Source organism: Aeromonas sp. SCS5, assembly GCF_001887375.1.
GTDB classification, from domain to species: Bacteria; Pseudomonadota; Gammaproteobacteria; order Enterobacterales; family Aeromonadaceae; genus Aeromonas; species Aeromonas jandaei.
Genome location: NZ_LFCS01000002.1, coordinates 144,574 through 163,814, shown reverse-complemented (window position 1 = coordinate 163,814; position 19,241 = coordinate 144,574). Strand labels below are relative to the sequence as shown.

Genomic DNA, 19,241 nt, shown 5'->3' with positions numbered 1-19,241 from the left:
TCAATCCAAAGAGACGAGGCATGACCCCATGAAGCTGCTGGTCGCAATCAAACGGGTAGTGGATTACAACGTCAAGATCCGGGTCAGGGCGGACGGCTCCGATGTGGAGCTGGCCAATGTGAAGATGGGGATCAACCCCTTTTGTGAAATCGCGGTGGAAGAGGGCGTCCGGCTGCGTGAGGCCGGTATCGCCAGCGAGCTGGTGGTGGTGACCTTTGGCCCGGATGCTGCCGCCGAGCAGCTGCGCCATGCGCTGGCGCTGGGAGCGGATCGGGCGCGCCACTATGTGACAGACGAGACGCTGGCGCCACTGACGGTTGCACGGGCTTTGCAAAAGGTGTGTGAGCTGGAGCAACCGGATCTGGTGCTGCTCGGCAAGCAGTCCATCGACTCGGACAACGGTCAGGTGGCTCAGATGCTGGCCGCCCTGACCGACTGGCCGCTGGCTACCTGCGCTTCAGCTATCAGGCTGGAAGGAGAGGAGTTGCTGGTGACCCGTGAAATCGATGGTGGACTGGAGACCCTGGGCATGCCGCTACCTGCGGTGCTCAGCGCCGATCTGCGTTTGAATGAACCGCGCTTTGCCTCGCTGCCCAACATCATGAAGGCCAAGCGCAAGCTGCTGGAGAGTGCCCCCTTTGCCGAGCTCGCCGTTGTACCTGCCAACCAGACTCGTCTGCTCGGGGTGATGGCGCCACCAGCTCGCAAAGCCGGGATCAAGGTGAGTTCGGTGGATGAGCTGGTGGACAAACTCAAGCACGAGGCGAAGGTACTATGAGCGTATTGATCATTGCCGAACATCATCAGGGCCATCTGGCCGACAACGTCGCCCGCCTGGTTACGGCTGCCAGCCAACTGGGGGGTGAAGTGCATCTGCTGCTGACGGGGCAGGGGATAAGCGAAGTGGGCCAGCAGGCGGCTGCGCTGAGCGGGGTGAGCAAGGTACTGCTGGCCGACTCTCCCGCACTGGCGGAAGGTCTGCTGGAGGGACTCGACAAGCTGCTGGCTCGCTGGTGCGAAGGTTACAGCCACTGCCTGATGGCGGCGAGCACCATGGGCAAGGCGCTGCTGCCCCAGATCGCTGCCCGGCTCGGGGTTGAGATGATCTCCGAGGTGACGGCTATCGAGAGCAGCGATACCTTCCTGCGCCCCATCTATGCGGGCAATGCCATCGCCCGGGTGGCGAGCAGCGCCCCTATCAAGGTGATGACGGTACGGGCGACCGCTTTTGCCAAGACTCCGCAGGAAGGCAATACTTCCGTCGAGAATCTGGTGGTGCCCGAATTGACCCGCCGGACCCGTCTGGTGGAGCGTCTTGCCGTGCGATCGCCCCGACCCGAGCTGACTGCTGCGCGCGTGGTGGTCTCCGGTGGCCGAGCCCTTGGCTCCAAGGCGCAGTTTGCCCTGATTGAGGCGCTGGCCGACAAGCTGGGGGGGGCGGTCGGCGCATCGCGCGCTGCCGTCGATGCGGGTTTCGTCGCCAACGATCTGCAGGTTGGCCAGACTGGCAAGGTGGTCGCTCCCGAGCTCTATATCGCGATTGGCATTTCTGGTGCCATTCAGCATCTGGCAGGGATGAAGGAGTCGAAGGTGATTGTGGCCATCAACAAGGACAGCGAGGCGCCCATCTTTCAGGTTGCCGACTACGGTCTGGTGGGGGATCTCTTCACCCTGCTGCCCGAGCTCACCGCCAAGGTGTAAATTTGTCGGAAAGGGGAGAGGCAACCCGTTTATGCGGTCTCTTGACCGTTTCTGCGCATGTTCTCTGCAAGCCCTGACCCGTTCAGGGCTTTTTCTACTGAAAAGGGGAGCAAGAGTGACGGTAAAAGGTTGAGCCAGCTCCCAAAAAGCCTTTGATCCGCTGGCTGCTCTTGTGTAAAACCTGACAAGTCATCGATCACACTCATCCACTCACGGAAAGCGTCATGAGCAAACAGGTTTACAACTTCTGCGCCGGCCCCGCCATGTTGCCGGTTGAAGTCATGGAGCGCGCCCAGCGCGAATTTTGTAATTTTCAGGGGCTGGGAGCCTCGGTCATGGAGCTTTCCCACCGCGGCAAGCACTACATGGCGGTCGCCGAGAAGGCCGAAGCCGATCTGCGCGAGTTGCTGGCGGTGCCGGACAACTACAAGGTGCTGTTCATGCACGGTGGCGGCCGCGGTCAGTTCTCCGCCGTGCCCATGAACCTGCTGGGTGGCGCCAACAAGAAGGCCGATTTTCTGCTGACCGGTGTCTGGTCGCAGGGGGCTGTGGATGAGGCGCAAAAGTACGGCGACATCCAGACCTGGCAAGGGGTTGCCAAAAACGAGCAGGGGATTACGCACCTGTTGCCGACACCGGCGTTTCGCTCTGATGCCGCCTATGTGCACTACTGCCCGAACGAGACCATTGAAGGGATCGAGATGTTCGATATCCCTGCTACCGGCGGTGTACCGCTGGTGGCGGATCTCTCCTCGACCATCCTCTCCCGTCCCATCGATGTGAGCCGCTTTGGCATCATCTATGCCGGTGCCCAGAAAAATATCGGCCCGTCCGGGCTCGCCATCGCCATCGTGCGCGATGATCTGCTGGATCAGGCCAGAGCCGATGTACCGTCGATTTTCGACTACAAGCTCACCGCCAAGAACGACTCCATGTTCAACACGCCGCCCACCTACGCCTGGTATCTGGCCGGTCTGGTGTTCGAGTGGCTGAAAGAACAGGGTGGCCTTGCGGCGATGGAAGCGCGCAACAAGGAGAAGGCCGACTTCCTTTACGACTATCTCGATCAATCGAGCTTCTACAGCAATCAGGTGGATGTCAGCTGCCGTTCGCGGATGAACATCCCGTTCCAGCTGAAAAATGCCGAACTGGACAAGCAGTTCCTGGCCGAATCGGAAGCTGCTGGCCTGCTGGCGCTCAAAGGTCACCGCATCGTCGGTGGCATGCGGGCCAGCATCTACAACGCCATGCCACTGGAGGGTGTGAAGGCGCTGGTCAGCTTTATGGATGAGTTTGCCAAGCGTCACGGCTGATCCGGTCTGTAGTTAATCCTGACGCCGGGCTTGCCCGGCGTCTTTTTTTCAACAACGACTGAATCTTAGCGTGCAGCCCCGTTTTTCCCCTGTCGCTGCCCTTGCCGAGCGGGGCGCGTACTGTTAACGTCCGGTCAGGTCATTTATTTGAGATTGCACAGGAAGTCTATGAATTCGTTGCGTTTGGAACCCATTTCTCGTGTGGCCGGTGAGGTCAATCTGCCCGGTTCAAAGAGTGTCTCTAACCGGGCGCTGCTGCTGGCGGCACTGGCCCGTGGTACTACCCGTTTGACCAACCTGCTCGACAGCGATGACATTCGTCACATGTTGGCGGCACTGACCCAGCTCGGGGTCAAGTACAAACTCTCTGCCGACAAGACCGAGTGCACCGTGCAAGGCCTTGGCCGCAGCTTTGCCGTCAAAGAGCCGATCAATCTGTTCCTTGGCAATGCCGGCACTGCCATGCGCCCGCTCTGTGCCGCGCTGTGTCTGGGCTCCGGTGAGTACACCCTGGGCGGTGAGCCGCGCATGGAAGAGCGTCCCATCGGCCATCTGGTTGATGCCCTGCGTGAGGCGGGCGCTCATATCCAGTACCTGAAAAAAGATGGTTTTCCGCCGCTGGTGGTGGATGCCAAGGGGCTGTGGGGCGGCGACGTCCATGTCGATGGTTCCGTTTCCAGCCAGTTCCTGACCGCCTTCCTGATGGCTGCGCCCATGGCGGCTGGCGACACCCGCATCCATATCAAGGGGGAGCTGGTCTCCAAGCCCTACATCGATATCACCCTGCACATCATGAAGCAGTTCGGGGTGGTCATCGAGCACGACAACTACAAGCTGTTTTACATCAAGGGCAACCAGACCTACATCAGCCCCGGTGATTTTCTGGTGGAGGGTGATGCCTCCAGCGCCTCCTACTTCCTCGCGGCAGGCGCCATCAAGGGCAAGGTGCGGGTCACCGGCATCGGCAAGCACAGCATTCAGGGCGACATCCATTTCGCCGACGTACTGGAGAAGATGGGCGCGCGCATCACCTGGGGTGATGACTTTATCGAAGCGGAGCAGGCGCCGCTGTACGGCATCGATATGGATATGAACCATATTCCCGATGCTGCCATGACCATCGCGGTTGCGGCGCTGTTTGCCGAGGGGCCGACCTCCATTCGCAATATTTATAACTGGCGGGTGAAAGAGACCGATCGCCTGCATGCCATGGCGACCGAGCTGCGCAAGCTGGGCGTAGAAGTGGAGGAGGGGCGTGACTTTATTACCGTGACCCCGCCGACGCAGCTCAAGCATGCCGAGATCGATACCTATAACGATCACCGGATCGCCATGTGCTTCTCGCTGGTGGCTCTGTCCGATACGCCGGTGACTATCAACGATCCCAAGTGCACCTCGAAGACCTTCCCGGACTACTTCGAAAAACTGGCCAGCATCAGCCAGCGCGATTAATCCCTCCAACATGATGGGGCCCGCCTTGTGCGGGCCTTTTTATCTCCGGCACGTTCGCAGCTAGCAGCATTTCATTAACTTGCAAGATGCATGTTAAAAAAACTTTCTTTAGCGATGTAATTTTCTATTTACACCGACTCGGCTGCGGGCTATGTTGAGATTTCTTAATCGCAGTTATCTAGCAGGAAGCCTTGTCATGCAGCATCAAACCGACGACGTTCGTATCAGTGAAATCAAAGAGTTACTCCCTCCGGTTGCGGTGCTTGAGAAGTTTCCGGCGACCGAGACCGCCTCATCGACCGTGTTTGATTCCCGTCAGGCCATCCACCGCATCCTGAATGGTGAAGATGACCGTCTGCTGGTGGTCATTGGCCCCTGTTCCATCCACGATCCGGTTGCCGCCATCGAATATGGCAAGCGCCTCAAGGCGCTGCGTGATGAGCTCAAGGGCCAGCTGGAGATCGTGATGCGGGTCTACTTCGAAAAGCCGCGCACTACCGTGGGCTGGAAGGGGCTCATCAACGATCCGTACCTCGATAACAGCTGCAAGATCAATGACGGTCTGCGCCTGGGTCGCAAGCTGCTGCTCGATCTCAACGACATGGGGCTGCCGACCGCTTCCGAATTCCTCGACATGATCACGCCGCAATACGTGGCTGATCTGATGAGCTGGGGGGCGATCGGCGCTCGTACCACCGAATCCCAGGTGCATCGTGAGCTGGCCTCCGGTCTCTCTTGCCCGGTGGGCTTCAAGAACGGTACCGACGGCACCATCAAGGTAGCCATCGATGCCATCGGTGCTGCCAGTGCCCCCCATCACTTCCTGTCGGTCACCAAGTATGGCCACTCCGCCATCGTTGCCACCAAAGGGAACCCGGACTGTCACATCATTCTGCGTGGTGGCCGTGAACCGAACTACAGCGCAGCCCATGTCAGCGAGGTGGTGAAGGGGTTAGAGAAGGCGGGTCTGCCACAGAAGGTGATGATCGACTTTAGTCACGCCAACAGCAGCAAACAGTTCAAGAACCAGATGGTGGTGGCTGAAGATGTAGCCGGTCAGCTGCGCGCCGGCAGCAAGGCTGTATTTGGCGTGATGGTGGAGAGCCATCTGGTGGAAGGGCGTCAGGATTTGGTCGAGGGCTGCGAGCTCACCTTCGGCCAGAGCATCACGGATGCCTGCATCGGTTGGGAAGATACCGAAACTCTGCTGCGCAATCTGGCCGATGCGGTCGCCACCCGCAACGCCCGCTGAGACGGATATATCAGCGAGCTGATACAGCTAGGAATTGATACAAAGTAAAAGCGCGCCACAGGCGCGCTTTTTGTTGTCGGGGCAGGGCTACCAGCGATAGGTCTTGAGCAGGGCTTCCAGTTTCTGGCACTGCTCGACCAGCTGAATACTGGCGAGGTTGGCAGAATGAGCCTGACCCAGGGTATCGTTGGAGGTGTTGCGGATCTGGTTCACCGAGTGGTCCACCTCGTTGCAGACCCTGTCCTGCTCTTCGGCTGACTGAGCCATCTGGGCATTGAGATCGTTGATCCGGGCGATGCGTTCAATGATGTTCTGCATGGCTGCCAGGGTTGCCTCGGTTTTGCTGATGCTCTCGTCCGCCTTGGTTTTTGCATCCCCGATCACCGTAACGGCGCTCTGGGCCTCTTTTTGCAAGGCGGCGATCATCTGGGAGATCTCCTCGCTGGCGGTCCGGCTGCGGTTGGAGAGGGCGCGCACCTCGTCGGCCACCACGGCAAAACCGCGTCCCTGCTCGCCGGCTCGCGCAGCCTCAATGGCGGCGTTGAGTGCCAGCAGGTTGGTCTGATCGGCGATCCCCTTGATCACTTCCAATACTCCATCCACGGCAAGACAGCGGCTGTCGAGCTGCTGGATCACCTGATCCACCCTGTCGATTTCGGTCGACATCTCGCCCATGTCGGTGATGGAGTGCTGGGCGAGACAGCTGGTATTGGCAGCATCCTGATTGGTGAGTGCGGAGAGCTCGGCACTGTGGCGGGCATGCTCACGTACTTCGTGGGAGCTGGCCGCGAGCTCGCTCACTGCGGCCGCCACCTGGGTGGTCATCCCCTCCTGCTGACGGGCCGAGTTTTCGGTCTGGGTGGCGACCTGGCGGATCTGGCTCGACTCCTGATAGAGCTGGTGCGTCGCTCCTTCCACCTCCTGCAAGCTGTGGCGGAAGCCCTGCACCATGTCGTTGACGGCGCGGGTCATCTGACCCAGCTCATCCTGACTGTTGTTGACGAGAGGGAGCGCGAGGTTACGCTCTTTCGCCATCTGGATCATGGTGAGTTGCAACTGGCGCAGCGGCCGTTTGACGTAGCGCTGCAGCACCCACCAGAGCAGGCTGAAGCCCAGGCCGAAAACAGCCGCCAGACTGCCGCTTAAAATAAAGTTGTTATGGCGGATATCGTCGAAGGTATGGGTCAGGTCATAGCTGATCCTAACCGCTCCCATGACGGTTCCCTCATCCACCTGATGGCAGCTGGTGCACTGGGTGCCGCGATACTCCTTGTAGGCCTTGAACGGTTTGATCAGGGTGAGCTGATTGCCCTGCTGCTCTAGGATGATATCCCCCTTCGTAATGGCGCGTTCATCGAGGGGATCCTGGGCTTTCTGGTCGGGATGGCCCGGGCCAAACAGGTTGCTGACGGCGGGGGCACGAATAAGACGGGCCTCGACAATCCCGGCCTCGCTCTTGAGCTTGGTTTGCACTATCTGCCGGTTGGCCATGCCACCGGTCATCATCAATACGTTGAGCTGATCCATGTAGGTGTTGGCGGCACTCTCTACCTTCTCTTCTGCCATGCGGATGGCGAGATCCCGTTGCAACCAGGCAGAGAGCTCGAAGCAGAGGGCAAAGGTGGAGCTGATGACCAGCGCAAGGGGGAGAAAGATTTTCCAGTTCAGTGAGAGGTTATGCATAGTGGCCGATCCCATGCCCTTTATCTGTTTTTATTGGTTCCCGTTTCATCTTGAGCGTAGACAAGGAGAGGCGGGGAGACAGTTTCCTATCGGCACACTTTAGTCACTCTTGAGTAAATAATCTGTTAAGCAGATCGGTAATAGAGGTTGCCAACAGGGCAATTTCAGATTGAGTGGCACCAAGAGTTGATCCTGCGCAAAAACATGAGAATGATAACAAGTATCATTTCTGTTATTTGCGAGTCATCACCATGATCCATCTAACTCCTTCCATGACCGGCGTGGCTTCGCCGGATCCTCTCAAGTTTGCCTTCAGTGCCAAAACCTCGGCACATGCCAGTCGGGGAGGGATCCGCCCCTTGTCACTCGATGAGAGCCAATGGCAACAGTGGTGGCAGCAAGAGAGCGATGCCGAAGAGCGTGCCCTCTATCTCCATATTCCGTTTTGTCGCAAGCGCTGCAGCTTCTGCAATTTCTTCGAAAATGGCGCCAATCCGGCGCGGATCAGCCGCTATGTCGACGGGTTGTGCGCATTGCTTGCCAAGGCAGCAGAGACGCCGCTGGTACAAAGCGGCCTCTTCTCGGCCGTCTATGTCGGGGGCGGAACCCCCACTGATATGAATGCTGATGAGCTGGCGATGCTGGCCAGGATGATCCAGCGCTTTCCTCTGACGGCTGATGCCGAGGTAACACTGGAGGGGCGACTCAACGGCTTTGACGATGCCAAGTGGCAGGCCGCGCTGAGCGGTGGTTTCAACCGCTTTTCGTTCGGGGTGCAGAGTTTTGATACCGGTGTGCGCCAGCAAGCGGCGCGGATCGATGACAGGGAGACCCTGCTGACCCGCCTTGGCGAGCTGACTCGCGATGATGCGGCTGTGATCGTGGCGGATCTTATTTTCGGTCTACCCGGTCAGGATGATGTCGTGTGGCAGCAGGACATCACGGATGTGATGGCAAGCGGCGTGCACGGGGTTGATCTCTACCAGCTTATCGCCATGCCGGGCACCAATCTGGAGCGGGCCGGGCAAAAGGGCAAGCTGGGTTGGGCTGCCGATGGCCAGCAGCGGGCCGGGCAAAAGGGCAAGCTGGGTTGGGCTGCCGATGGCCAGCAGCGGGCCGCCATGTACGCTTACGGCGGTCAACAACTGGAACAGCATGGTTGGGAGCGGCTCTCCTGCAGTCATTGGCGGCGCAGCCCAGCCGAGCAGAGTCGCTATAACCAGATGGCCAAGCGCGGTGCCGAGATCCTCCCCTTTGGTGCCGGAGCCGGGGGCACTATCCATGGCCATGGCGTGATGTACGGGCGGGATTTGGCTCAGTGGCACGAAGCGCATGAGAAGGGAGTTCGGGCGCCCGGCATGGTGATGGGGCGTAATCCGAATGCGCGGATGGATGGTCTGCTGCGTGGCGCACTCGACAGTGGCGTGCTGGCACTGGCGCGCCTGCCAGCCTCACTGCGCAGCCATCTGATGCCGCTGTTCGATGCCTGGCGGCAAAACGGGCTGGCCGATCTTGCTGGCGATCAGCTGGTTCTGACGCTGGCAGGGCGATTCTGGAACGTCAATATGCAGGCCGGGTTGTTCGAGTTTTTGCAGCACAATCCGGCCGATGGCAGCGAGCCTGCGTTGCAGCATGGCAAGCACCTGGATGGTAAACATCCGAGAGTGCGCCACTCGCTGGTGTAGGGGCTTTACCCGATCGCCAAAAGCACAAAGGGAGCCGACGAGGCTCCCTTTGTCTGGTCAATCAGCTGCTTGGCCAACCAGTCTGGTGTAGGTACGGGACGAATTACTCGTCGTCGCTATCCTGATAGCTGTCGCGCTGGGCCCTTGGCAGGCGGCGCATCGGGGTAAACCCGACATCCTCACCCACCACTTCCCGTTTGCGGGCCGGGGCAGGCTTCTTGGCGGTATCGCCTTTGGCTTTGCCCTTGCCTGCTGCCGGTTTGCCCTTGCCACCCTTGGCATTGGCTGCGCCACGGGTGCGCGGCGGGTTCTGCACCGGCTTGCTGCCGGGCAGGGTCTGGCGGCTTGGCTTGCCGCTCGGCTCATACCCGTCGAGGATCTCCACGGAGAGAGATTGACCGATCAGGGCCTCGATCGCCTTGAGCTGGCCCAACTCATCATGGCTGACCAGCGAGATGGCTTCGCCGCCGCGACCGGCACGGCCGGTTCGGCCGATACGGTGGATGTAATCCTCCGCCATTTGCGGCAGCTCGAAGTTGATCACGTGGGGCAGCTGATCGATGTCCAGGCCACGGGCGGCGATATCGGTTGCCACCAGCACCCGCACCTTGCCTTCGCGAAAATCGGCCAGCGCCCGGTTGCGGGCTCCTTGACTCTTGTCACCGTGAATGGCGACTGTGTCGAGACCATCTTTCTGCATCTGATGCGCGAGGCGATCGGCGATCTGCTTGGTGCGGACAAACACCAACACCCGCTGCCAGTTGCCACGGCCAATCATGTGAGAGAGCAGCTCGCGGCGGCGCTCCCGATCGACCTGAATGATGCGCTGGGTCACCTGTTCGGCAGCCGTGTTGCTGGGATCGACCTCAATGAGGGTGGGGTCGTTGAGCAGGTCATCCGCCAGCGCCTTGATCTCGCTTGAGAAGGTGGCGGAGAAGAGGAGGCTCTGCCGTTTGGCGGGCAGCGCCTTCATGATGCGGCGAATGTCGACGATGAAGCCCATGTCGAGCATGCGATCCGCTTCATCCAGCACCAGCACTTCCAGCTCGCTCAGGGTCAATGCGCCCTGGGTCAGCAGATCCAGCAGACGGCCCGGGGTGGCCACCAGAATGTCGATACCGAGCTTGATGGCATCCAGATTGGGTTTGATGCTGACGCCACCGTAGGCGATCAGGGTTCGAAACGGCAGGTGGTGGGCATATTTGATGATGCTCTCACCCACCTGGGCGGCCAGTTCGCGGGTCGGTGTCAGTACCAGGGCGCGCACCTGACGGCGACCGCGGCCATGGTTGGCCAGCAGCAACTGCAGCATGGGCAGGGTGAAACCGGCTGTCTTGCCTGTGCCTGTCTGGGCTCCGCCGAGGACATCCTGACCAGCCAGAATAGCCGGAATGGCTTGCTGCTGGATGGGGGTTGGCTGTTCGTAACCCAGCTCCTTGACGGCCCGCAGGATGTGCGGGGAGAGACCCAGTTCGTTGAATGACATGTTCGAGAGAAACTCCTCTGGTGAGCCTTTGGCTCAGCGGATGACCGGCGCGGGCGCCAGCCACGATATGGAAATGATAACGGGGGCGTAATATAGCAAAAGAGCGGCCGGTGCGCAGTAGCTGTCGCACCGGCCGCTCTTTATGTGCCGCAAAATCAGAGCAGGTCGCGGATGGGGGCGACCAGACTCTCCGGCTTGGTGGTGGGAGCAAACCGCTCCACCACGTTACCGTCACGGTCGATCAGGAATTTGGTGAAGTTCCACTTGACGTTTTCCAACCCAAGCAGCCCCGGTTTCTCCTTCTTGAGCCACTGATAGAGCGGGTGGGCCTGCTCGCCGTTGACATCGCACTTGGCCATGATGGGGAAGGTGACCGGGTAGTCCAAGGAGCAGAAACGGGCGATCTCCTCGGCATCCCCAGGCTCCTGCTGACCGAACTGGTTGCAGGGAAAACCCAGGATCTCCAGCCCCTCGGGGCCCAGCTCGCGATAGAGGGCTTCCAGCCCCTCATATTGGGGGGTAAAGCCGCAGCGGCTGGCCACATTCACCACCAGGATCACCTTGCCGGCCAGTTGGGAGAGCGGGTAGGGGGTGCCATCCAGTTGTTGCAGCGTCAGGTCGGGCAGAGGCATCACATCATCCTTTTGTTGATTGCATGTCGTTGATTGCACATAAGTTGCACAGTGTGCTCGCAGGAGGAAAGGGGGTTATTCCCATGGTCGCTACGGTATCGCTTGGCTCTTTTAACGGCAAGGCGTTACGTTAACGGGCACCGATGCAATGGGTGGCGGCTCACACTTTTCCCCTCCATTACGCACCGGGTGAGGGCAGGATCACAATCGGCCCGGAAAAAGGGGGCGCGGCCTGCCAAATCGGGTATTGATGGTGGGACTTCTCAAGAGAAGCAAACCGGTTTGTGCCTTTAGCGGGAAGCCGCTAAAAAGCGCTCTCTTTTCCACATGTTGCGAGTCAATCTTGGACTATCAAGCCGTCATGGATGCCTTCTACACCCGAGGTTGGGTGATAGTGGACGATTTTTTAACTGCCGCCGAGGTGGATGCCCTCAAAGGGTGTCTGCCAGAGGAGTGGCAACCGGCCGGGATCGGTCGTGAAGGGCTCCATCAAGGCAACAGCGAGATCCGCCGCGACCAGATCCACTGGCTGGAGCCTTCCCTCGGGGCGCCGGTCGCCGATTATCTCGCCCGCATGGAGGCACTGCGTCTGGCTGCCAACCGGATGTTGATGCTGGGGCTGTTCGACTATGAGGCTCACTTTGCCCGTTATCGCTGCGGCGACTTCTACGCGACCCATCGCGATGCCTTTGCCGGTCGCTCCAACCGTCGCTTGACGACGGTGTTCTACCTCAATAACGACTGGCAACCCGAAGCGGGCGGTGTCCTGCGCTTTTATGACAACGACGAGCAGTTCTTGATGGATGTGAGCCCCAAAGGGGGGCGGCTGGTGATCTTCCTCTCCGAAGAGTTTCCCCACGAAGTGCTGCCCGCCAATCAGGAGCGTTACAGCATTGCCGGCTGGTTTCGCGTCAATGGCAGCGGCATGGGACGGGTCGATCCCCCTCGCTGACCCATAGGGCTGCGCGGTTTTTGACACAGGACGCCCTTTTTCACCGCAAGATGTGGCTGGCAGGGCAGCCATCAGCTGACAAGGGTTTGTCTCCCTTGCTACACTGGCGCGCACTTATGTTCGTATCTGGCTTCGTCCGGTTTTGAATGCGGTGGTTTTTGAATGGTCATGACGAAGCCGCTTCTCCCAAGGGATCACATCTAATGAAGAACATGCATGTCTTGCTGCTGTGCGGCGGCGGTGGCTCCGAGCACGAAGTCTCTCTGCGCAGCGCCAATTTCCTCGAAAAACAACTCGCTCTCCTGCCCGGCGTCGAAGTGACCCGCGTCGAGATGTTTGCCGACCGCTGGCTCAGCGCCGATGGTCGCGAGTGCAAACTGGGGCTGGACAAGCTGCTCTCGTTTGACAGCGTGGCCCGTCCGGTAGACTACGTGGTTCCCTGCATCCACGGTTACCCGGGCGAGACTGGCGATCTGCAATCCTTCCTTGAGCTGGCTGGCCTGCCTTATCTGGGCTGCGACGCCGAAGCGAGCAAAATCTGCTTCAACAAGATCACCACCAAGCTGTGGCTCTCCGCCATCGGTATCCCCAACACCCCTTATCTGTTCCTGACCGAACAGGGCGATGCAGCTCTGGCTGAGGCGAAAGCGGCGCTGGCCAAGTGGGGCAAGGTCTTTATCAAGGCCGCCTCCCAGGGCTCTTCCGTTGGCTGCTACTCCGCCAGCAACGAAGCGGATCTGGTGAAGGGCATTGCCGATGCTTTCGGTTACTCCGAGCAGGTTCTGATTGAGAAGGCGGTCAAGCCGCGCGAGCTGGAAGTGGCGGTTTACCAGTATGGTGACGAGCTGGTGGCCACCTATCCGGGCGAGATCTGCGTGCCGCAGGACAAGTTCTACACCTATGAAGAGAAGTACAGCAGCGCCAGCCATACCGAGACCGCACTACGTGCCGAAGGGCTGACCGAGGCTCAGGCTGACGCCATTCACGAGTACGCTCTCAAGGCGTTCCGTCAGCTGAAACTGACTCACCTCTCCCGTATCGACTTCTTCCTGACTGAGGAGGGCGAGATCCTGCTCAACGAGATCAACACCTTCCCGGGCATGACCTCCATCTCCATGTTCCCGAAACTGCTGGAGCATCACGGTCACGACTTCGCCCGCTACCTTGAGCAGATCCTGCGCAAGGCCAGCTAAGCGGGGCGCTCTCGCTGACGGGCGTTGATACCGTTCCAATAAAAATCCCCGCCAATTGGCGGGGATTTTTTTATGTCTTTATCAAGCGGGATAGGCCTGCCTGAGGGATAAGCAGGCGGGGAGGGGATGGCTCTTCCCCGCCTGTTGCTACCTGTGGGTGTTACCGGCCGTTAGCCGCGAGCCACCCGAAAGCGCGCGCTGCGGGAGTGGCAGGGCGCCAGTTCGCCAAACTCGCCAGCAGCCAGCTCAAGGTGCAGGGGCTGCTCATCCATCCGCACCGCTTGCCAGTCGCTCAGGGAGTGTTCGCAGCTCACTTTGCCACCCTCCAGCACCGCTTGCTCGCTCGGGTTGTAGACCCGGATCACTAGCGCCTCTTCATCCTCTGCCTTTTTCAGGGCGCTCAGCACCGGACCGGAGGGATCCATGGTGAGCAGGCTGAAGTGGAGCGGGGTGGTGAAGCTTGCATTGTTGAGCTTCATGGCATCGAACGGGATCTTGTTGTAGCAGCGCACCGGGGTGAGGTAGCTGCGCGCCGCCTGCATCACGTTGGCGCTGATGTGATCACCGGCAAACGCCAGCAGGCTGAAACGACAGCTGAGCTTGCCGCGCACCTGGGAGTCCGGGGTGGGCAGCTTGATGCCGGAGGGGCGACCCGGGCGCAGCAGCAGTTCCTCTTTGCCGAGTACGCCGACCCCGCGCAGCAGGGTGAGCGCCAGGGTGTCGCACTGCTCGCCGATCACTTCAAACTCGCGCAGACCGTCGCTCAGCACCGCCAGCCCCTGCTTGCCATCTTGCAGAGCGACGAAGTTCATCAGCTGCCAGACCGGAATGGGGGCCTCTTTCCACCCTTCTGCCTCCCAGTTCGCCATGGCGCTGTCGCGGGTGGGGCGGGTGATGCAGCCAAACTGGTTGTCGGAGACCACGGTGTCGCTCGGGAAGGGGGTGGGGATCAGCACTCGAACCCGGTGATCATCGGCCTGATTGTCGAGCTCTAGTTCGATGTCGATGCGTGGGCTCTGATGCGCCAGCGTGATACGGCAGGTGACATCGAGGTGACCGCTGCACTGACGGTTGGCTCGCTCGGCGAGGTTGGCAGGCAATGCCATACGCAGTTTGAGCGTAGCGATGCTTTGCCACGCCTGATGGGTGATCTCGCGGGTCACTGCAAACTCGGTGGAGTAGCGCAGCCACTCTTCGCGCGATGGCGAGTAGTCATACTCGTCGCCATCATCGGAGCCCTCTTCCAGCGTGAGCACCTGATCAAAGGTGGTGCCGCGCAGTTTATCCAGGATCTGCAAAGTGCCGTTGTCATTGAGGGCTATGCGGTAAAAATCGTTCTCCAGCAGCTCGCCGCTGGCAGTCACCGGCTGCTCCAGTCCCGGCTGGTTGCCTTCGATATGGAGAGTGCAGTAGCCCATGGCGGGTAGGGGATGGCAGAGCTGGATGTCGTACTCCATAAAGGGATCGTAGTTGCCGTAGTGAACGATCTGTCTGTCCACCAGACCCGGGTCAATCTCGCGCTTGGCGCGGATGAAGTAGGGGACCGGCTGGCCCGCCTCATCGCGCAGGGTAAAGGATTGGGCGCGAATGCGGATGCTGGTGTTGATCACCTCCTGACGGGGGAAGGGCATCAGGTTGAACAGGCAGAGCTTGTCGGCCACCTGCACGCCGTCTTCGCACAGTGCCACCGGCATGTTGTCGACAATCTTGCGCATGTAGAAGCGGATCAGGTTCTCGGCCATGTCGTCGGCCAGAATGAAGCGGGTCATCACCTCCTGATGCACCTTGTCGCTGCAGCAGCAGCCGATGCTGTCATGGGCGTGGTTCTTCATGATCTCCTTCCACATCTTCTCCAAAAGCCCGTGGTGGTACTCGAAACCGAGCGCCCAGGCGATGCTCGCCAGCGGTTCGAGGATGTTGACGATCTTGTTCTCGATAGCGGCGTGGGCCAGCTTGATATCCATACGAGTGGAGGAGATGGTGCGGTGTACCCGCATGTATTTGCCGTCGTTGAACTCCCCCTTGAGGGTGGCCAGCTGATCGCGGCACGCCTCGATGCGCTCGAAGACCTGCTCGAAGCGGCTCATGTGGAATTCACGCTGGGGGTAGATCTCGCGCAGCTTGTCGATGATGGCGAAGATGTTCTGCTGCAGCGGCATCTGGTCGTGGCCGTTGGGCAGCAGGATATCCTTGGTCACCGAGGCCTTCTCCAGCACCTCGAAGTAGGATTCGAGCCGCTTGCGCAGCCCAGCTTCATCTTCTGGCAGGTACTTGCCGATGGCGTAGCCGAGCGGCAGCACCTGGGCGATCACCTCGCTGCCATCGTTGCTCTGCCAGAGGAACTCGGTCTTGTCGGTGCCGTGGCGCTCGGAGCAGCCGCGCCAGAACATGGCACGGTCAATCCCGAAGCCGTTGAAGATGTGGGGCAGTTGGGAGGACATGCCGAACGAATCGGGCAGGTAACCGATCTTCATCGGCTCGCCAAGGCTGAGGCAGTCGCGCATCCCGTAGAGCAGGTTGCGCAGGATGGACTCGCCGCTCACCTGCATGGTGTCGGTCTGGGTGTACCAGGGACCGATGATGAGTTTGCCCGCTTCCACCAGTGCCTTCACCCGGGTCTTGTTCTCGGGCTGGATGGCGAAGTAATCCTCCAGCACCGCGGTCTGGCCGTCCAGCACATAGAACTTGTAGTCTGGGTCGGATTCAAGACGCGCCAGGATCTCCGCCATGTTGTTGACCAGCAGAATGCGGGACTCCTCGGTGGTGAAGTACCACTCCCGATCCCAGTGCATGTGCGGCGTGATGTGAACTCGTGAAACTGTCATGACAATGATCCTTTGCTGACGCACGGCGGCCCTTGCCTGCCGTGCGGAAAAATAGTCTGTTGAAAAAACGGTGGTGAAGATGAGCTTTACTCTGCGGCGACCACCTGATAAGTGCCGCGCTGCATGGCGTGACGGCGCCAGCCGATCAGCACCACAGTGGAGATAAGGGTGCCCACCAGCGCCGCACCGAGCCAGACGGCGGCAGCCATCAGGGCACCGTGGCCGCCATCGTGGAGCAGAAAGAGGGAGAAGATGCCGGCCCCCGGGGTGGAGAGACCAATCCCCATGGCTCCCACCATGGCGCCGGTGACCACCGAGCCTGCGAGGAAGGAGCCGATCACCCGGATCGGATCTTCGATGGCCATCGGAATGGCGCCCTCGGTGATCCCCGCCAGCCCCAGCAGCCAGGTCGATTTGCCGGTCTCGATCTCGAAGGTCTGGAACAGGCGCGGCGCCAGCAGGGTGGAGGCGGTGACGGTAAAGGCCGAGACCATCTTGACCGCACCGAAGATGGCGTAGGGGCCGTAGACCCCGTTGGCCATGGCGCCGAGGCAGAAGGCGTATGCCGCCTTGTTGACCGGACCACCCAAGTCAAACGAGCACATAAAGCCGAGCAGGGCGCCCAGTACCAGCGCGTTGGTGCCGGAGAGGCCGTTGAGCCACTCGGTGAGGCTGTTGTTGAGCCAGGCCACCGGTTGGCCGATGACAAACAGCATCAGGCTGCCTGCCACCAGGGTGCCGATCACCGGATAGAGGTAAAAGGTGAGAAAGCCGTTGAAGTTGGGGCTGAGGCGCACATGTTGCTTGACCCAGCGCATCAGGTAACCGGCGATCAGGCCACCGACCACGCCACCGAGGAAACCGGAGCCAATCATGTTGGCGGCCAGTCCCGCCGCAAAGCCCGGGCCCAGCGCCGGTTTGTCTGCCAGCGAATAGGCGGTATAGGCCGCCAGCACCGGCACCATCAGGGTGCCCAGCATGCCGCCGCCCAGCTTGCGGTACATCCAGAGCCAGGAGTTCTCGGTATCAAACAGATGTTGCAGGCCGAAGATCTGGGCCAGCAGCACAGAGACGGCGAGCACGGTACCGCCTGCCACAATCAGCGGCACGGCAAAGGAGATGCCGCTCAGCAGCGCCTGCTTGAGCTCGGTCTTGAGGCTCACCTTCTTGCCGGTTGGCGCGTCGCTCTGGTTGGGGTTGGGCGTCGGGGCGGTGCGACCGGCCTTGGCCGCTTCCAGCGCCCCATTCAGGATCCGCTCGGCATGGCGAATGGGCTCGGCAACCGGCGTCTCGATCCGGGGGATACCGGCAAAACGCTCCTGCTCCTTGATGGCCACCTCGGCGGAGAAGATGCAGGCTACCGCAGCATCGAGCGCTTCTTGCGGCAGGCGATCCTCGATGCCGTTGGCACCCTGCTTTTCGACCAGTACCCGAATGCCCAGCTTGCGCCCCGCCTTTTCCAGATACTCGGCGGCCATATAGGTGTGGGCGATCCCCGCCGGGCAGGCGGTGACACAGACCACTGTGGGTTGATTTGTATCTGATTTGTCTTCTTTTTCTGGTTGCTTGCCACTATCCCCCTCACCATCGAGCAGTGCCATCAGTTGCTCGGCACTTTGAGCTGCCAGCACCGCCTCGCGGGTATCGTCATCCACCAGGGCAGTGGTGAGGGTGGTGAGCAGCTGCATGTGGGTGGAGCCCGCCTGAACGGTCGGGATCGCCAGCATGAAGATCAGGTTGACCGGCTCGGGGCCGTCGATCCCCTCCCAACCCAGCTCCTCGCTCAGGGTAGCGACGGCAAAGGCCGCTTCACGCACCGCATCGCACTTGCCGTGGGGCACTGCCAGCCCTTCGCCAAGGGCGGTGGGGCCCTGCGCCTCGCGGGCCATGACCGCGGCCAGAAAGGCGGCCTTGTCGTGCAGCTTGCCGGCCTGATCGAGCCGATCAGCCAGGGCATGGATGGCCGCATCTCGATCGGCAAACCGGGTTTGCAGCGTGATGAGATGGGGGCCGGTAAGACTGGTCAGATTCATGATGATCCTCTGTCAGGTTGGCTTGCCAGCAAGCCGTCATGGTGAAAGTGACAGCGATGCTAACAAACCGGCCGACTGATTTTTGTGAGTGGTATCATACAATTCATTATTTGTATTGTTTTTGTATTGTTTGGTCGAGGTAATTTGTTAGGTCAAATGGGGCCAAGCCGTTTTGTCTGCCGGGCAACTGGGGTAGAATGGCGCCTCTTCCATTTATCATGGCGCAGAGCCGACGAGGTGGCCTTTCGTGTCGAAAAAACCCATGTATCGTCAGATAGCCGACACCATCCAGCAGTGGATTGCGCAAGGGGAGCTGGCCCCCGGCGATGCCCTGCCCACCGAAGCCGAGCTGCGCGAGCAGTTCGGGGTGAGCCGGGTGACGGTGCGCCAGGCCCTCAAGCAGCTGACCGAACTCAACGTCATCGAGAGCATTCAGGGCAGCGGCAGCTATGTGCGGCAGGAGAAGGTGAACTACGACATCTATCAGCTCACCAGCCTCTATGAGAAGGTGACCGATCCGGCGGCCGAGACCCACAGCGACATTCTCGCCTTCGAGGTGATCAAGGCGAGCAGCGAGCTGGCCGAGCGGCTCAATCTGCTGGAAGGGGCGCTGGTCTACTACGTCAAGCGGGTGCGCTTTATTCGCCAGATCGCGGTGACGCTGGAGGAGACCTGGATGCCGCTCGCTCTCTTCCCCGACCTCAGCTATGCGGTGATGCAGGGCTCCAAGTACCACTACATCGAAGAGGTGAAGCAGCTGGTGATCGACCGCAGCGAGCAGGAGATCATTCCGGTGCTCCCCTCGGCGCAGGTGGTGGAGGCGCTCGGTATCGATCCCGCCAAGCCCATTATCGAGAAGGTCTCCCGTGGCTTTTTGCAAGATGGCACCGTGTTTGAGTTCAGTCGCAACTTCTTCAAGAGCGATGACTACAAGTTCACCCTGGTCGCTCGCCGCGCCAAGGGGTGAGCAGGCACCAGCACCCGAGATGAAAAAGGCCACCACCGTGTTTGCGGTGGTGGCCTTTTTGTTTGGT

Annotated in this window: 14 protein-coding genes; 9 read left to right on the top strand and 5 right to left on the bottom strand. The window is 60.2% G+C overall.

What is annotated here, in order from left to right:
- Nucleotides 1-28 precede the first annotated feature (28 nt).
- The 5 genes from BS300_RS02300 to aroG all read left to right on the top strand — a co-directional run bounded on the left by BS300_RS02300 (nucleotide 29) and on the right by aroG (nucleotide 5,718).
- A complete protein-coding gene (locus tag BS300_RS02300; protein WP_071910523.1) occupies nucleotides 29-778 on the top strand; it encodes an electron transfer flavoprotein subunit beta/FixA family protein in 750 nt (249 codons plus the stop codon).
- On the top strand, nucleotides 775-1,701 hold the full coding sequence (locus BS300_RS02295; protein ID WP_071910521.1) for an FAD-binding protein: 927 nt from the start codon (nucleotides 775-777) through the stop codon (nucleotides 1,699-1,701). The genes BS300_RS02300 and BS300_RS02295 overlap by 4 nt, the downstream gene beginning before the upstream one ends.
- Nucleotides 1,702-1,925: 224 nt before the next feature.
- The gene (serC, locus tag BS300_RS02290) at nucleotides 1,926-3,014 is read left to right on the top strand and encodes a 3-phosphoserine/phosphohydroxythreonine transaminase (protein WP_071910519.1); all 1,089 of its coding nucleotides are present in this window, start codon (nucleotides 1,926-1,928) and stop codon (nucleotides 3,012-3,014) included.
- Between the two features lie 168 nt (nucleotides 3,015-3,182).
- Complete coding sequence (gene aroA, locus BS300_RS02285) at nucleotides 3,183-4,466, top strand: 3-phosphoshikimate 1-carboxyvinyltransferase (RefSeq protein WP_071910516.1); 1,284 nt, start codon at nucleotides 3,183-3,185, stop codon at nucleotides 4,464-4,466.
- A 196-nt stretch (nucleotides 4,467-4,662) separates the two neighbouring features.
- Entirely contained in the window at nucleotides 4,663-5,718 is a 1,056-nt protein-coding gene (gene aroG, locus BS300_RS02280) for a 3-deoxy-7-phosphoheptulonate synthase AroG (protein ID WP_071910514.1), read from the top strand.
- Nucleotides 5,719-5,805: 87 nt separating this feature from the next.
- Here aroG and BS300_RS02275 read toward each other — a convergent pair whose 3' ends face one another.
- Nucleotides 5,806-7,401 carry a methyl-accepting chemotaxis protein gene (locus BS300_RS02275; protein ID WP_071910686.1) on the bottom strand — a complete coding sequence of 532 codons (1,596 nt, stop codon included), beginning with the start codon at nucleotides 7,399-7,401 and terminating at the stop codon, nucleotides 5,806-5,808.
- A gap of 251 nt (nucleotides 7,402-7,652) precedes the next feature.
- On the opposite strand from BS300_RS02275, the gene hutW reads away from it, so the two are divergent.
- Nucleotides 7,653-9,086, top strand: coding sequence for a heme anaerobic degradation radical SAM methyltransferase ChuW/HutW (hutW, locus tag BS300_RS02270; protein WP_071910684.1), 1,434 nt, complete (start codon nucleotides 7,653-7,655; stop codon nucleotides 9,084-9,086).
- A gap of 103 nt (nucleotides 9,087-9,189) precedes the next feature.
- Here hutW and BS300_RS02265 read toward each other — a convergent pair whose 3' ends face one another.
- Nucleotides 9,190-10,572 carry a DEAD/DEAH box helicase gene (locus tag BS300_RS02265; protein ID WP_071910512.1) on the bottom strand — a complete coding sequence of 461 codons (1,383 nt, stop codon included), beginning with the start codon at nucleotides 10,570-10,572 and terminating at the stop codon, nucleotides 9,190-9,192.
- Between the two features lie 155 nt (nucleotides 10,573-10,727).
- The gene (locus BS300_RS02260; protein WP_071910510.1) at nucleotides 10,728-11,204 is read right to left on the bottom strand and encodes a glutathione peroxidase; all 477 of its coding nucleotides are present in this window, start codon (nucleotides 11,202-11,204) and stop codon (nucleotides 10,728-10,730) included.
- A gap of 343 nt (nucleotides 11,205-11,547) precedes the next feature.
- Here BS300_RS02260 and BS300_RS02255 point away from each other — a divergent pair, with 343 nt between their 5' ends.
- Together BS300_RS02255 and BS300_RS02250 are read left to right on the top strand one after the other, a co-directional pair.
- Nucleotides 11,548-12,156 (top strand): 2OG-Fe(II) oxygenase, encoded by a 609-nt coding sequence (locus BS300_RS02255; protein ID WP_071910508.1) that lies wholly within the window; start codon nucleotides 11,548-11,550, stop codon nucleotides 12,154-12,156.
- A 203-nt stretch (nucleotides 12,157-12,359) separates the two neighbouring features.
- Nucleotides 12,360-13,349 (top strand): D-alanine--D-alanine ligase, encoded by a 990-nt coding sequence (locus tag BS300_RS02250; protein WP_041207509.1) that lies wholly within the window; start codon nucleotides 12,360-12,362, stop codon nucleotides 13,347-13,349.
- A 170-nt stretch (nucleotides 13,350-13,519) separates the two neighbouring features.
- On the opposite strand, the gene mngB is transcribed toward BS300_RS02250, so the two are convergent.
- Together mngB and mngA are read right to left on the bottom strand one after the other, a co-directional pair.
- On the bottom strand, nucleotides 13,520-16,174 hold the full coding sequence (gene mngB / locus BS300_RS02245; RefSeq protein WP_071910506.1) for a mannosylglycerate hydrolase: 2,655 nt from the start codon (nucleotides 16,172-16,174) through the stop codon (nucleotides 13,520-13,522).
- 86 nt (nucleotides 16,175-16,260) lie between these two features.
- Nucleotides 16,261-18,207 (bottom strand): PTS 2-O-a-mannosyl-D-glycerate transporter subunit IIABC, encoded by a 1,947-nt coding sequence (gene mngA, locus BS300_RS02240; RefSeq protein WP_071910504.1) that lies wholly within the window; start codon nucleotides 18,205-18,207, stop codon nucleotides 16,261-16,263.
- Between the two features lie 247 nt (nucleotides 18,208-18,454).
- On the opposite strand from mngA, the gene BS300_RS02235 reads away from it, so the two are divergent.
- On the top strand, nucleotides 18,455-19,174 hold the full coding sequence (locus tag BS300_RS02235; protein WP_005337027.1) for a GntR family transcriptional regulator: 720 nt from the start codon (nucleotides 18,455-18,457) through the stop codon (nucleotides 19,172-19,174).
- Nucleotides 19,175-19,241: the final 67 nt, after the last annotated feature.

Excerpts from the sequence above, each read along its gene's own strand:
- BS300_RS02295 (WP_071910521.1), top strand. The coding sequence starts at position 775 with ATGAGCGTATTGATCATTGCCGAACATCATCAGGGCCATCTGGCCGAC.
- hutW (WP_071910684.1), top strand. The coding sequence starts at position 7,653 with ATGATCCATCTAACTCCTTCCATGACCGGCGTGGCTTCGCCGGATCCT.
- mngB (WP_071910506.1), bottom strand. The coding sequence starts at position 16,174 with ATGACAGTTTCACGAGTTCACATCACGCCGCACATGCACTGGGATCGG.
- BS300_RS02275 (WP_071910686.1), bottom strand. The coding sequence starts at position 7,401 with ATGCATAACCTCTCACTGAACTGGAAAATCTTTCTCCCCCTTGCGCTG.
- BS300_RS02250 (WP_041207509.1), top strand. The coding sequence starts at position 12,360 with ATGAAGAACATGCATGTCTTGCTGCTGTGCGGCGGCGGTGGCTCCGAG.
- aroG (WP_071910514.1), top strand. The coding sequence starts at position 4,663 with ATGCAGCATCAAACCGACGACGTTCGTATCAGTGAAATCAAAGAGTTA.
- BS300_RS02260 (WP_071910510.1), bottom strand. The coding sequence starts at position 11,204 with ATGCCTCTGCCCGACCTGACGCTGCAACAACTGGATGGCACCCCCTAC.
- BS300_RS02300 (WP_071910523.1), top strand. The coding sequence starts at position 29 with ATGAAGCTGCTGGTCGCAATCAAACGGGTAGTGGATTACAACGTCAAG.
- mngA (WP_071910504.1), bottom strand. The coding sequence starts at position 18,207 with ATGAATCTGACCAGTCTTACCGGCCCCCATCTCATCACGCTGCAAACC.
- aroA (WP_071910516.1), top strand. The coding sequence starts at position 3,183 with ATGAATTCGTTGCGTTTGGAACCCATTTCTCGTGTGGCCGGTGAGGTC.
- serC (WP_071910519.1), top strand. The coding sequence starts at position 1,926 with ATGAGCAAACAGGTTTACAACTTCTGCGCCGGCCCCGCCATGTTGCCG.
- BS300_RS02265 (WP_071910512.1), bottom strand. The coding sequence starts at position 10,572 with ATGTCATTCAACGAACTGGGTCTCTCCCCGCACATCCTGCGGGCCGTC.